We start from the raw sequence: 13,490 nt of genomic DNA, 5'->3' as shown, positions 1-13,490 counted from the left end.
TCCTTCCTTTTCCCTATGCCCGGCCGACGCCAGGTGTCGGGCACGACACTCTCAGGAAGGAGCCCACCCCATGGCTGATCCCCTCTCGCTGGTCGTCAACGGCCAGCCCCGACAGCTCGCCGTGGCAGCCGATACGCCCCTGCTGTACGTCCTGCGCAACGACCTGCAGCTCAACGGCCCCAAGTTCGGCTGCGGCCTGGGCGAGTGCGGCGCCTGCACCGTCCACCTCGATGGCGTCGCCACCCGCTCCTGCATCACGCCGGTCTCTGCCGCCCTAGGGCGCCAGGTCACCACCCTGGAAGGCCTCGGCACGCTGGAGGCCCCGCATCCGGTGCAGCAGGCCTTCATCGACGAGCAGGCCGCGCAGTGCGGCTACTGCACCAACGGCATGGTCATGACCAGCGCCGCGCTGCTCGCGCGCAACCCCAAGCCCAGCGACGATGAGATTCGCCAGGAACTGGCCTACAACCTGTGCCGCTGCGGTACCCATATTGAAATCCTCAACGCCGTGAGAAGGGCCGCCGGCCGCAGCGGTGACGACGGACAGGGGAGCCCCGCATGACCCTGCTCAGCCGCCGCAACTTCCTCAAGGCCGGCGGCGTGCTGCTGGTCAGCGTCCAGCTGCCACGCCTGTCGCTCGCACAGGGCACTGACGCCACGCTGCCGCTCGATCAGGTCGACAGTTTCATCGCCATCGCCGCCAACGGCACCATCACCGCGGCCTGCGGCCATGTCGATCTGGGCACCGGCATCCGCACCGCCCTGAGCCAGATCGTCGCGGAGGAGCTGAATGTCGATATCCATCAGGTGACCCTGCTGCTGGGCGATACGCGCTACACCCCCGACCAGGGGCCGACCATCGCCAGCTCGAGCATCCAAGTCAGCGCCATTCCCCTGCGGCGCGCGGCGGCCGAAGCACGGGAATTCCTGATGCAACGCGCGGCACAGGTCCTGAGGACCGACATCCGGCAGCTCGACTGCGCTGACGGCGCCATCTTCGTCAAACGCAAACCGGCGCGCCGTATCGGCTATGGCGAGCTGCTGCAAGGGCAGCGCTTCGAGCTGAAGATCAACGCCAGCGCGCCGCTCAAAGCACACAGCGAATACCGGGTGGTCGGCCATTCGGTACCGCGCCTGGATATCCCGGCCAAGGTCACCGGGGGGCTGACCTACGTGCACGACATGCGCCTGCCGGGAATGCTCCACGGCCGCGTGGTGCGCCCGCCCTACACCGGGGCCGACGTCAACGCGCCCCTGGGCCGGAGCCGGCTGGAAGTCGATGAGCAATCCGTGGCCCGGTTGCCCGGCTTCGTCCGCCTGGTGGTGATCGGGGACTTCATCGGCGTGGTGGCCGAGCGCGAAGAGCAGGCGATCCGCATCGCTCGGGCGCTGAAGGTCCGCTGGAAAAGCTGGAGCGACCTGCCGCCGCTGGGCCTCGACGACCTGGAAAAGACCCTCCGCGAGCACCCCAAGCAGCCACGCATGCTGCAGGACGACGCGCAGATGGATGCCGTGCTCAGGCAGGTCGACCGTCCGCTGCAGCGCACCTACGTCTGGCCCTACCAGCAGCATGCTTCCATCGGCCCGTCCTGTGCGTTGGCAAACCTCGAGGACGGCGTGATGAAGGTCTGGTCCGGCAGCCAGAATCCCCACGACCTGCGCGCCGACCTGATAACGCTGCTGGGCATGCAACCCGAGCAGGTCGAAGTCATCAGGATGGAAGCCTCCGGCTGCTACGGGCGCAACTGCGCCGATGACGTGTCCGCCGACGCCGCCCTGCTCGCCCTGGCTGTCGGCCGCCCGGTGCGTGTGCAATTGATGCGCGAACAGGAACACGGCTGGGAACCCAAGGGCTCGGCGCAACTGATCGAAGTCCGTGGCGGGCTGGACAAGGACGGCAACGTGGCCGCCTACGACTTCGCCACCTGCTACCCCTCCAACAACGGCATCAACCTCGCGCTGCTGCTCACCTCGAAGGTGGACGCCAAGCCCCAGGTGACGCGGATGGGCGACCGCACCGCCGTGCCGCAGTACGCCTACCCGCACATGCGCGTGGTCTGCAACGACGCCGCGCCCATTGTCCGGGCGTCGTGGATGCGCGGGGTGTCGGCATTGCCCAACGTCTTCGCTCACGAGTCCTATATCGACGAACTGGCACAGATGGCCGGCGCCGACCCCATCGAGTTCCGCCTGCGCTACCTGCACGATGAGCGCGCGGTCACGTTGATCAGGGCACTGGCCGCGTCCGCCCACTGGCAGCCGCGCGCCTCACCCAATCCGCAGGCGCGCCAGGGCAATCTGCTGGTCGGCCGCGGCTTCGCCTATGCGCGGTACTTCCACAGCGACTTCCCGGGGTTCGGTTCGGCCTGGGCCGCCTGGATCGTCGACGTCGAGGTCGAACCGCACACTGGCGCCGTCCGCGTAACCGACGTCCACGTCGCGCAGGACTGCGGGCAGATGGTCAACCCCGACGGCGTGCGCCATCAGGTCCACGGCAACGTGATCCAGGCGACCAGCCGGGCACTGATGGAGTACTCGACGTTCGACCGCAGCGGGGTCACCAGCCTGGAATGGGGCGGCTATCCGATCCTCGGGTTCCCACAGGTGCCGAAGATCACCGCGCTCCTGCTCGACCGCCCCGGCACCCCGCCGCTGGGGGCCGGCGAGTCCACCTCGGTGCCCAGCGCCGCAGCCATCGCCAATGCCCTGTACGACGCCACCGGCGTGCGTTTCACCCGTCCACCGTTCACGCCCGAGCGGGTTCGCGCCGCGCTGCAGGAGAAACAAGCGTCATGAACAAGACCTCTCTGGCCATTATCGGCGGGCTGGCCGCACTCGTCGTGACGGGAATGATCGCCACCGGGAAACCGAGCATCGCTCCGATCGACCCGCCGGCTGCCCAAAGCTTCAGCGCCGAAGCCATCGCCCGCGGGCAGCAGCTGGCTGCGCTCGGCGACTGCGCGGTGTGCCACACCCGTGACGGCGGCGCGCCACTGACCGGCGGTCGCGCCATGGTGACGCCCTTCGGCACGCTCTACACCTCCAACCTCACTCCGGATCGCGAGACCGGTATCGGCGTCTGGTCCTTCGAAGCCTTCAAGCGGGCGATGCGCGAAGGCATTTCGCGCGAGGGCGACTACCTCTACCCGACCTTCCCCTATACCGCGTTCACCCGTGTCGGAGACGAAGACCTGCGCGACCTGTACGCCTACCTGATGACCCGCCCGGCCGTCGTAGCGGATACGCCGGACGACCGCCTGCCCTTCCCCTACAACCAGCGCCGGATCATGGCGGGCTGGAACTTCCTGTTCTTCGACAAGGGCGTCTTCCAGCCGCAGCCGCATCGCGATGCCGCGTGGAATCGTGGCGCCTATCTGGTGGAAGGGCTGGGTCATTGCAGCGCCTGTCACACGCCACGCAACGCGCTGGGCGCCGAGCGCACCGGCAAGGATCGCTTCGCCGGCGCAACGGTGGACGGCTGGCAGGTTCCGCCGCTCAACGGTGGCAGCAAACCCGCCATCCCGTGGACCCAGGCGACGCTGTACGACTATCTGCGCAACGGCTTCTCGCGCTACCACGGAGCCGCCGCCGGCCCGATGGCGCCGGTAGCCGCCGGGCTCACGCAGCAACCGGACGCCGACTTGCAAGCCATGGCGCGCTATCTTGCGACCTTCCTCCCGGAGCAAACCGGCGACTTCTCACCGGAGCAACGGGCCGTCGAACTGGAGCAGCGCACCTACGGCACGCTGCAGCCCGTCAGTGGCAGCGGTGGTCGGATATTCAATGGCGCCTGCATGGCCTGCCACCATGACGGCGACAGCCCGAAGCTCAATGGCGTGCGGCCATCGCTGGCGGTGAGCAACAACCTGCATGCGGCCACGCCGGACAATCTGCTGCGGGTGATCCTGGACGGCATCGGCCACCCGGCGCGGCCGGAGCTGGGCTACATGCCGGCCTTCCGCAACAGCCTGAACAATGAGCAGATCATCGCGCTGGCGCGCTATCTGCGGGAGGACTTCGCCGGCCTGCCAGCCTGGCCGGACCTGGAGTTCAAGGTGGCCAAGCTGCGTTGAATCCGGCACGGGGGAGCCGCTCGCTGCCCTCCCCCGACCCGGTCAGGCGCCGAAGCGTTCGTCCAGCAGGTCGAACATCGCAGCGAAGGCGCGACGCGCCACCTTGGCGTCGTACTGCATCTTGCCCGGTACCTGCGCGTGCGGGTCGGTGAAGGAGTGCGCGGCGCCGCCGTAGCTGGTCAGGGCCCAGTCGACATTGGCGGCGGTCATTTCCCTGGCGAACTCGCCCAGCTGCTCGCGCGGCACCAGCGGGTCGATGGCGCCGTCGAGGACCAGCACCGCGCCCTTGATGCTCTTCGCGTCCGCCGGGTTCGGCGTGTCCAGGGTGCCGTGGAAGGAAACGGCGGCGGCCACCGGAGCGCCATCGCGGGCCAGTTCCAGGGAGCAGCAGCCGCCGAAGCAGAAGCCGAAGGTGGCCAGCTTCGCGGTGTCCAGCGGCGCCTTGCCGGCCTGCTCCAGCAGCGCCTTGAGCGAGCCCTGCATGCGTTGGCGCAGCAGCGAGCGGTCGTTCTTCAGCGGCATCATGGCGGCGAGAGCCTGGTCCGGGCCGTTGGGACGTACATCCTTGCCGTAGAGGTCGGCCACCAGCACCACGTAGCCGCGCTCGGCGACCTTGCGGGCGGTGTCCAGGGCGCCCTGGCTGACGCCCATCCAGTTCGGCGCCATCAGCAGGCCGGGACGCGGCGCAGTGCTGGAAGCATCGAATACCAACTGGCCTTCGAAGGCCTGGCCATCGACGCTGTAGGCGACGGGTTGCACGCTGATCTGACTCATCGGGGTAGTCCTCTGGTAAATGCCGGGGATGCCTATCGAACCGGGAACAAGCCTACTCGACTATCTCGGGTTCGGTGGGTGAATGTTTCAGGGCAAGCGGCAGCAGGAGGCACAGTGCAAGGCCTCGGCTGCGCCCGCCCCTTCAGTAGATGCTGACCAGCACATGTCGCTGCTCAGTGGCGCAGACATGATAGAAGTCGCGCAGTTCCCGGAAGGCTTCTTCCAGTTCAGCCTTGAGCTGCGAAGGATCGTCCGTCCAGATCTTCGGGTAGAGTTTGGCCTTGCGGAACCTGGCAAAATCCGCGGCGGCCAGCGCTTCATCGATCGACACCGCATCGAGCGCAGCGACGATAGCCGGCAGTTCCTCGCTCCTTGTGCAGGCAATGAAATCGTCGCAATCGAAGACCTGCACGCCGACCACCGCTTCGCTGAGCGGGTTGCCTTCGATCGGCGAACTGGCCGACACGCCGGTGAGCAGGAAGTGCAGGCCATCCCACAGCTTGTCCAGCCCGACTTGCGGGCAGTCTGCTTCCTCGAGCGCTTCGACCAGATCGAGCAACTCTTCAGCCGGCGCTTCGCCGAGGCGCTTGAGCGCGGCGTCATCCACGCTCAGATAGACGGCCTGGATTCCCATGTTGATTCTTCCCGTGTGCGTTGAAGTTCCAGGGCTTGTCGCATTGGTCTGGTGAGCATCACTGCTGTTCGAACGCCTCCAGCACATCGCGGGCATGCTCGCGGATGAAGGCCCACTTCGAGGTCAGCCCCCGTTGCGCCGCCACCACTTCGTCGGCTTGCAGCGTGCAGAAGCCACAGCCAGGCGCCAAAGCCTCGGCGACTGCTGGCGCAATAGCCGGGTGCTGCTCCAGCACCGCTTCGAGCGGGCGGTAGTCCAAGGGCTGGTGCTGGCCACGATCGCGGAAGGAGCGGTAGGGAGCGCTGAGCCCACGCGCGGCCACTTCGGCGGGCAAGCCGTTCAGATGCGCGGCAATCAGGTCCATGCGGTCGAGCCGTGCCAGGGCTGAGGCGGCCCAGGCACGCTCGCTTTCGCTGGAAGCCGCGCTGCACAGGGCGGTTTCCAGCGTGCTGATGACGTCGGGCGTCGAGTGGTTGATCTCGGCCAGCAGCATGCTCGCCTGCCACGCTTCGCCGGCACTACGCCCGGCGACGACGTCGAGCAGCGCCGGTATGGCGGCTTCGCCCAGGGCGCGGACGAGGGCGTCGTACTCGCCGAGCAGCGATCCGGGCGCAACCGCTCGCACGGCTTGCGGCACCACTTCAGCGACCTGTTCCGCCAGTGGCAACGCCGCGATGCGCGCACGTTCGCGCTCGGCCTCGTCGTACATCGGGAAGTGCCGCAGCAGCTGCGCGCGGGTCAGGCTGAGCGGCACCAGGTCGCCCGCTTCATCGGTGGCGACGGCGATGAAGTGCCTGTCGACCAGGCCCTCCTTGAGCAACTGAGCACGGGCCCGCTTGGCCGCACGGGGGAAACAGTGCAGGAAGCGGTCATAGACCGCCTCCCAGGCGCTGAAGCTGCCCTTGGCCGTGGCTTGCGCGAACTCGGCACACTGCGTCGCCCATTGATCCTGCTCGTCGCCCGGCTCGAAACCATGGTCCTCGGCGTGCTGGCTCAGGTCCGGGCCGGACCAGCGCAGGTCCTCGCCATCGTCGTCGTAGTCTGCGGCCACCTGGGCCAGGACCTCTTCCGTAGCGACCGTCACCATCGGCCAATAGAGCACCGAGCCGTCGCCGTAGAACTCGTGGAACATCGCGCCGTAGACGGTCTCGTCCGGATGGTCACGGCGAATCTTGCGTACTGCATTCACCACATGGTCCACGGCGACGTTTTCCAGGGCCTTCCAGTCGAACTTCTGCTTCGGGGGCATCCTCACTCTCCGGTAGCGCTGACCTGTATTGACGGTTCGTCTATCGCCGCCAGGGTACGAACCAACCCGGCCGCATAGTCCGCCGCGAAGCGGTAGCCACCCTCGACGTGAACGATGCTGCCGGCGGCGAGCCGTGCCTCCCACCAGTCACTGAGGAAGCCAGGGGCATAACCGCCGGTGCAGAATCCGTAGGGGTCGGCCACATAGCTGGTGGTCAGCATCAGGGTGTAGCAGGGGCGCCGGTAGTCGCTCTGCTCCCGGGAGCAGTCATGGAAGTCTTCGTACGACTCGGCGAGCTTGAGATGGGAGAACAGCCAGAACATGGCGTCGTACATCAAATGCGAATCCGCGTCGGCATGCAGGGCGAAGAAGCCCTTGGCGCGGACGATCCGCTCGGCCAGGCGGCGGATTCGCAGCTCGCCATCGGGCAGCTCCGTCGCCGCTGCTTCCAGCGCGCGGCGCAGAATGGGCGACAGCGTGCCGCGCTGCACCGTGGCCAGGTCGGCTTCGAGGGTTTCGGCGTCGTCGTTGAACTCATCCTCGCTGACCAACCCGCGGATGAAGGTCGCGAAGTCCGGCGCGACCTCGGTAATCGCAAAGTCGGCTTCCTGATCGACATGCACTACCCGTGGCTCCCCCTGCCGCCCGCACAGGCGGTAGTCGAGCATGATCATCTCGTGCCCGGCGCTGGGAGTGTTGGCGATACCGATACCGATGTCGGGATAGCCCCATTCGGCGCGCATGAAGGCCGAGCCGAGATCACCGCACAGCGAATAGGTAGCGGTGCGCCCGATGGCGTAGAGGCCAGTGATCGCGATGTGATCCTCGGCCCAGCCGGTCGGCTCATCCATCGGATAGCAACAGCGCTCGACAGCACCGCCATTGCGCAGGCGCGCCAGCTCCACGTAGGCATCCGGCAAGCGGTAGCCGCACTCCGCCTCGATCTGCGCAATCAGTTCGTCGCTGGGGGCTGGCTCGGTGTAGTGGCTGAGCGAGTAGTCGCCATCGTCCCAGAAGCCTTCAAGATCGAAGCCTTCGAAGGCCCCGGTTGTTCTTGCGACAGGTTGCGTCATTCCATTCTCCCTTGGGGGCGCAGCATTTCGTGCTTGCGCCGAGTCAGCTTGCCGAGCGTTTGATGGCCTGCATCGGCATATCCTTGCAGCGGTCCTTGACAGTCCTGCGCAATGAAAAACGCCACGATTCCAGCACTGAAATCGTGGCGTCTGTTCCAACCCTCGCAGAGGGTTAGGCGGAAAGCTCCACCAGCAGCTTGTTCAGGCGGCGCACGTAGGCGGCCGGGTCCTTCAGGCTGTCCCCCGCGGCCAGGGCGGCCTGGTCGAAGAGGATGTGGGTCAGCTCGCCGAAGCGCTCTTCGTCGGCTTCCGCGTCGAGTTTCTCGATCAGCGGGTGGGCCGGGTTGAACTCGAAGATCGGCTTGGCTTCCGGCACCTTCTGCCCGCTGGCCTCGAGGATCTGGCGCATCTGCAGGCCCAGGTCCTGTTCGCCGATGGCGAGGATCGCCGGCGAATCGGTCAGGCGGTGGGACACGCGGACCTCGGCGACTTCATCGCCCAGCGCGGCTTTCAGGCGTTCTGCCAGGCCCTCTTTGGCCTTGGCGATCTCTTCCTGGGCCTTCTTGTCCTCGTCGGAGTCCAGGCTGCCCAGGTCCAGGTCGCCACGGGCGACGTCGACCAACTGCTTGCCATCGAACTCGGGCAGGTAGCTCATCAGCCACTCGTCGATGCGGTCGGTGAGCAGCAGCACTTCGATGCCTTTCTTGCGGAAGACTTCCAGGTGCGGGCTGTTCTTCACCTGGGCGAAGCTCTCGCCGGTGAGGTAGTAGATCTTGTCCTGGCCTTCCTTCAGGCGACCGATGTAGTCGGCCAGGGAAACGCTCTGCTCGCCGCTCTCGTCGCTGGTGGAAGAAAAGCGCAGCAGGCCGGCGATCTTGTCCTTGTTGGCGAAGTCCTCGGCCGGGCCTTCCTTCAGCACCTGGCCGAAGTTCTTCCAGAAGCCCTTGTAGGCTTCGGCGTCGTTGCTCGCCAGCTTCTCCAGCATGTCCAGGGAGCGCTTGGTCAGCGCGGACTTCATCGAGTCGACGATGGGGCCGGACTGCAGGATCTCGCGGGAGACGTTCAGCGACAGGTCGTTGGAGTCCACCACACCCTTGATGAAGCGCAGGTACAGCGGCAGGAACTGGTCGGCCTGGTCCATGATGAACACGCGCTGCACGTACAGCTTCAGGCCGCGCGGGGCCTCGCGGTGGTACAGGTCGAACGGCGCGCGGGCCGGGACGTAGAGCAGCGAGGTGTACTCGAGCTTGCCCTCGACCTTGTTGTGGCTCCAGGTCAGCGGGTTCTCGAAGTCATGGGCGATGTGCTTGTAGAACTCCTGGTATTCCTCGTCCTTCACCTCGGTGCGCGGACGGGTCCAGAGGGCGCTGGCGCGGTTGACCACTTCCCACTCGGTCTCAGCCGGGGCGTCTTCGCCAGCAGCCTCTTTCGGCAGCTCGATGGGCAGCGCGATGTGGTCGGAGTACTTCTTGACGATGTTGCGCAGGCGCCAGCCGTCGGCGAACTCGTCTTCACCGTCCTTGAGGTGCAGGACGATGCGAGTGCCGCGTTCGGTCTTGTCGATGCTCGCCACATCGAACTCGCCCTCGCCTTTCGACGACCAGTGCACGCCCTCGCTGGCCGGGGCACCGGCGCGACGGGTGAACACGTCCACCTTGTCGGCAACGATGAAGGCGCTGTAGAAGCCCACGCCGAACTGGCCGATCAGGTGGGAATCCTTCTTCTGGTCACCCGAAAGGTTCTTCAGGAAGTCGGCGGTGCCGGACTTGGCGATGGTGCCCAGGTGCGCGATGACCTCCTCGCGGCTCATGCCGATGCCGTTGTCTTCGAGGGTGACGGTCTTGGCGTCCTTGTCGAAGCTCACACGGATCTTCAGCTCGGCGCCGCCTTCGAGCAGCTCCGGCTTGGCCAGGGCTTCGAAACGCAGCTTGTCGGCGGCGTCGGAGGCGTTGGAAATCAGTTCGCGAAGGAAGATTTCCTTGTTCGAATACAGGGAATGAATCATCAGGTGAAGCAGCTGCTTCACTTCGGTCTGGAAGCCCAGTGTTTCTTTTTGAGTCTCCGCGCTCATTGTTTCTCGCTCCGAGGATGACAAATGCCGCGTCATGCGGCCGATGTCAGCGAGATGGGGGCTTCCCGAACCAATTCAAGGGGTTGGCGAAAAATCCCTGGTGCTGCGATGGCAGAGCGCCGGCCGAGGGTCAGTGCGCCGGCAACTCGATATCTGTGATTTCGCTGGGGCGCAGCGTGTAGCTGGCCTCGCCCGGCCCCTCGATGACCCGACGAATGACAACACGGCCGTCGGCATTCAGGCCGACGAAGACGCCCTCGGCGGTACGCCCGCGCTCGGTGGTCACGCGCATGCTGCGATTGATGTAGCGCTGCGGGTTGGCCTGCAACCGCTCCAGCGCCAGGCGACCGCTTTCCGCCGCCGGCGGCACCGAGGCGCTCGTTGCCGCCGGGGCAGGCGCAGGAACCGGTGCTGCGGAGACGCTGGCCGCCTTCAATCGCGGATAGTGGTCACCGTGCACACCCCAGCCGCGCGTCGGGCTCTTCTCCAGCTTCACCTGCAGGTCCTGCGCCTGCCCGTCCATCTCGACGGTCAACGGGACCTCCTGGGAAGCCCGCTGGGGATCCAGGGTCGGTATCCGACTGATGGCGACGTCACGCCGGGCAAAGCGGCGCTGCAGGTAGTCCTGCAGGACGTGGCTCAGGGTGTCGCGGGAGTCGAAGCGGGTATCCACCTCACCGCCTATGTAGCGCAGGCGGTCGGTGAAGACTTCGATGGTGCCGGACAGCGTGGTGCGCATCTCGGCCGGCAGCACCAGGTGGAAGACGCCTTCCATGCGGTTGGGGGCCTTGGGCGTCAGGTCCAGGTGCAGGCTGTAGCCGCGTTGCAGGCGCACCGCCTCGGGCAGGTCCTGGCCCGGGGCGAGCCAACTGACTTCGATTTCCGGCAGGCGGCCCTTGTCGTCGGGCAGCACATCCAGCCGGAGCGGGCCGCTGACCGGCGCCGCCAGTCGCACCTGGACTTCGCGATGGGCATAGAAATCCTGCCCTTCGCGCAGGCTGAGCACGCCGTCGATGAACTCGGCCTGCTCGGGCACGAACGGCTTGCCGTTGAGCTCGCCACGCAGGTCGATGGCCAGTTCAGGCTGCACGACCGGTTCAGGCTTGAGCCATTCGAGGCGCAGAATGGCCTCCAGGCGCGCGCTGTCGTGGCTGGCCAGCAGGGTCAGGCCGACCACCAGCGGAATGCAGCCCAGCCCACCGAGAGCGACGGCACTGCGCGCGTGGCGCCAGTGAATCAGCACAAACAGCACTGCCAGCGGCGGCAGCAGGCTGGCAAGCCCCCAGAACAGGCTGCGCTCGAAGGCGCGGGCGATGAGCCAGACGTACCCGGCGAGGATCAGCAGCAGGCCGAGCAGGATCAGCAGCGTGTCCATTCAGGCGCCGTCGACCTTGAAGTGCGCGCGGGCGGTGGCGATGGGCTCGGTGCGGGTGGTCTGCCAGGCGGTGATGGCGACGTTGGCCACGCGCCGGCCCTGGCGCCAGACCTGGCACTGCGCGTAGGTATCGCGGAAGTGCCCGGCGCGCAGGTAATCGATGGAGAAGTCGATGATCTTGGGCATGTGCGGGATGCCCATGAACATCAGCAGGTGCAGCAGCGCCGATTGTTCCATGAAGCCGGCGATCACCCCGCCATGCAGGGCCGGCAGCGTCGGGTTGCCGATGTTGTCCGGGTTGGCCGGCAGGTGGAAGATCGCATCGTCGCCCAGGCGCAGGCAGCGGATGCCCAGCAGCCTGGCGTAGGGAATCATGTCCAGCAGCGGGTCGTAGTTCTTGCTCTCGTGCGCCGCACGCACCATCGCCTCGATGTTCACCGCGCTCATCCCAGGCCCCCCTCGACGTCACGCTTCACGGCGCCGGCGGACACCGCCTTGCCCATGCGCATGAATGTGCCGACTACGTGGGCGATGGGCTCCGAGGGGTCGTCCTGATAGGCATAGCCGCGGGTGAAGATGATGTTCGGGGTGACCCGGTAGCACTCGGCGAATCCGTAGACGTCCTTGTGCGGCTGCGCCGGGTGCATGTAGTCGATGCGCAGGTCCAGGGTCGGGCATATCTCGAATTGCGGCAGCACGCAGACGGTGGAGATGCCGCAGGTGGTGTCCATCAGCGTGGTGATGGCGCCGCCGTGGATCACGCCAGTCTCCGGATTGCCGACGATGGCCTCGCTGTAGGGAAGCCGCAGGGTCAGGCCGGAAGCGTCCGCCGCGTGTGCGCTGATGCCCAGCAACTGGCAGTGGCGCAGCGCCGACAGGAAGCGTTGGGCACGCTCCAGGAGTGGGTTTTCGGACATGGGAGGGGTCGACCGATTGACTGCACGGGGCCGCATCATACCCCGTGCGTTGTCACTCCTGCAGTGATGGATTACAGGGCCTGCGGAATATTCGTTGAACTAATTCACACAACCTCTGTTCAAAGGGCTAACACCAGGAAAGCCGCACATGGAGGCTCCGCATGAAAAAAACCCTTCCCTTCGCTCTGCTGATCGTTGCCGGTCTCGGCCTTGCCGCCTGCGACAAGAAAGAAGAGCCGAAAGCGCCGGCCGCACCCGCCGCGACCGAGCAGCCGGCAACTCCGGCGCCGACCACCCCGCCGGCACCTGAAGCCGCCCCGGCTGCTCCGGCTGCCCCGGCCACCGCGCCGCAGGAGCCCACCGGCGAGCAGAAGCAGCAATAACAGCGCTTTTGCCGCACAAAACAAGGCCCGCACTATGCGGGCCTTGTCGTTTCTGTCGTTTGCCGGTCAACCGCTGGGGGGAATGTCATTGTCCCGTGGCGCGTCGCCCTGCAGCGTCGGCGTGTAAACCATCACGTGGAGCACGCTGGAGTGGAATTCGCGCTGGTACAGCACGCCCACCACGCCCGCCGTCACCAGCATGAAGATCCACGGGTTGATGAACCAGGCGAGCATGGCCAGGGCAAAGTAATAGGTCCGCAGCCCCTGGTTGAACTGGTGCGCCGCCAGCGACACCACGCGGGCCGCCCGCTCGGCGAAGGACTTGCGCTCCAGCTCGCCGACGTTGCGCTCCCCCACCATGGGCGCGGAGCCGATCAGCACCGCCGCGAAGTTGTACTGGCGCATGCACCAGCTGAAGGTGAAGAAGGCGTAGACGAACACCACCGCCAGGCACAGCAGCTTCAACTCCGACAGGCCACGGGTTGGCGCCGTGACAAAGGGCAGGTCGGCCAGCACGGAGATCGTGCGCTCGGCGGAGCCCAGCAGGGTAAGGATGCCGGCCAGGATGATCAGGGTGCTGGAAGCGAAGAACGAGGCGTTGCGCTCCAGGTTGCCGATCACGCTGGCGTCCGCCACACGGTTGTCACGCAGCAGCACGCGGCGCATCCAGTCCTGGCGGTAGAGGTGCAGCACGCTGGCCAGGCACGCGGTGTCGCGGGCCTTGGTCTTGGCATAGCGGGTGTAGCCGATCCAGCAGAAGAGGAACCAGAGGATGGCGAGCAGGTTCCAGAAATACTGGATGTCGAACAGGTCGACGACGTCGGTCATGGATTTCCTTGCGATTCGAGACGGGATGAAGTCAGTACGCAGCCGATAGACGCCAGATCCTACCCTCAAGACACGATTTCCGCTTCCCAGGGCAACGCCCTCTTCCGCTGCGC

At 66.2% G+C, this 13,490-nt stretch carries 13 protein-coding genes; 4 read left to right on the top strand and 9 right to left on the bottom strand.

Features of this window, described 5'->3' with window-relative positions:
• The first annotated feature begins 70 nt into the window (after positions 1–70).
• Genes IB273_RS02025 through IB273_RS02015 form a run of 3 tightly spaced genes read left to right on the top strand, consistent with a single transcriptional unit; the run spans position 71 to position 4,073 of the window.
• Positions 71–562, top strand: coding sequence for a (2Fe-2S)-binding protein (locus IB273_RS02025; protein WP_151186694.1), 492 nt, complete (start codon positions 71–73; stop codon positions 560–562).
• Positions 559–2,796 carry a xanthine dehydrogenase family protein molybdopterin-binding subunit gene (locus tag IB273_RS02020; RefSeq protein ID WP_192223084.1) on the top strand — a complete coding sequence of 746 codons (2,238 nt, stop codon included), beginning with the start codon at positions 559–561 and terminating at the stop codon, positions 2,794–2,796. The genes IB273_RS02025 and IB273_RS02020 overlap by 4 nt, the downstream gene beginning before the upstream one ends.
• A complete protein-coding gene (locus tag IB273_RS02015; protein WP_192223083.1) occupies positions 2,793–4,073 on the top strand; it encodes a cytochrome c in 1,281 nt (426 codons plus the stop codon). The genes IB273_RS02020 and IB273_RS02015 overlap by 4 nt, the downstream gene beginning before the upstream one ends.
• 42 nt (positions 4,074–4,115) lie before the next feature.
• Here the strand turns inward: IB273_RS02015 and IB273_RS02010 are convergent, their stop codons facing one another.
• From IB273_RS02010 to IB273_RS01975, 8 genes are all read right to left on the bottom strand, one after another.
• Positions 4,116–4,847 carry a dienelactone hydrolase family protein gene (locus tag IB273_RS02010; protein ID WP_192223082.1) on the bottom strand — a complete coding sequence of 244 codons (732 nt, stop codon included), beginning with the start codon at positions 4,845–4,847 and terminating at the stop codon, positions 4,116–4,118.
• A gap of 142 nt (positions 4,848–4,989) precedes the next feature.
• Positions 4,990–5,481: a YfbM family protein gene (locus IB273_RS02005; RefSeq protein ID WP_167523170.1), complete on the bottom strand. Its 492-nt coding sequence runs from the start codon at positions 5,479–5,481 to the stop codon at positions 4,990–4,992.
• A 58-nt stretch (positions 5,482–5,539) separates the two neighbouring features.
• A complete protein-coding gene (locus IB273_RS02000) occupies positions 5,540–6,730 on the bottom strand; it encodes a DUF4303 domain-containing protein (protein WP_192223081.1) in 1,191 nt (396 codons plus the stop codon).
• Positions 6,731–6,732: 2 nt separating this feature from the next.
• Positions 6,733–7,803, bottom strand: a complete 1,071-nt coding sequence (locus IB273_RS01995) for an SMI1/KNR4 family protein (RefSeq protein ID WP_192223080.1) — start codon at positions 7,801–7,803, stop codon at positions 6,733–6,735.
• Positions 7,804–7,975: 172 nt separating this feature from the next.
• Complete coding sequence (gene htpG, locus IB273_RS01990; protein ID WP_192223079.1) at positions 7,976–9,874, bottom strand: molecular chaperone HtpG; 1,899 nt, start codon at positions 9,872–9,874, stop codon at positions 7,976–7,978.
• Between the two features lie 130 nt (positions 9,875–10,004).
• Positions 10,005–11,249, bottom strand: coding sequence for an MFS transporter (locus IB273_RS01985; protein ID WP_192223078.1), 1,245 nt, complete (start codon positions 11,247–11,249; stop codon positions 10,005–10,007).
• Positions 11,250–11,696 (bottom strand): PaaI family thioesterase, encoded by a 447-nt coding sequence (locus tag IB273_RS01980; RefSeq protein ID WP_081516718.1) that lies wholly within the window; start codon positions 11,694–11,696, stop codon positions 11,250–11,252. It abuts the gene before it with no gap.
• Positions 11,693–12,166, bottom strand: coding sequence for a PaaI family thioesterase (locus IB273_RS01975; RefSeq protein WP_192223077.1), 474 nt, complete (start codon positions 12,164–12,166; stop codon positions 11,693–11,695). The genes IB273_RS01980 and IB273_RS01975 overlap by 4 nt, the downstream gene beginning before the upstream one ends.
• A 161-nt stretch (positions 12,167–12,327) precedes the next feature.
• On the opposite strand from IB273_RS01975, the gene IB273_RS01970 reads away from it, so the two are divergent.
• The gene (locus IB273_RS01970; protein ID WP_192223076.1) at positions 12,328–12,549 is read left to right on the top strand and encodes a hypothetical protein; all 222 of its coding nucleotides are present in this window, start codon (positions 12,328–12,330) and stop codon (positions 12,547–12,549) included.
• Positions 12,550–12,615: 66 nt separating this feature from the next.
• On the opposite strand, the gene IB273_RS01965 is transcribed toward IB273_RS01970, so the two are convergent.
• The gene (locus IB273_RS01965; protein ID WP_045207986.1) at positions 12,616–13,377 is read right to left on the bottom strand and encodes a DUF599 domain-containing protein; all 762 of its coding nucleotides are present in this window, start codon (positions 13,375–13,377) and stop codon (positions 12,616–12,618) included.
• Between the last annotated feature and the right edge of the window lie 113 nt (positions 13,378–13,490).

The sequence above is a fragment of the Pseudomonas sp. PDM19 genome (genome assembly GCF_014852215.1).
Taxonomy (GTDB): Bacteria; Pseudomonadota; Gammaproteobacteria; order Pseudomonadales; family Pseudomonadaceae; genus Pseudomonas.
The sequence above is the reverse complement of the archived record's forward strand: the minus strand, read 5'-3'. Positions and strand labels throughout refer to the sequence as shown.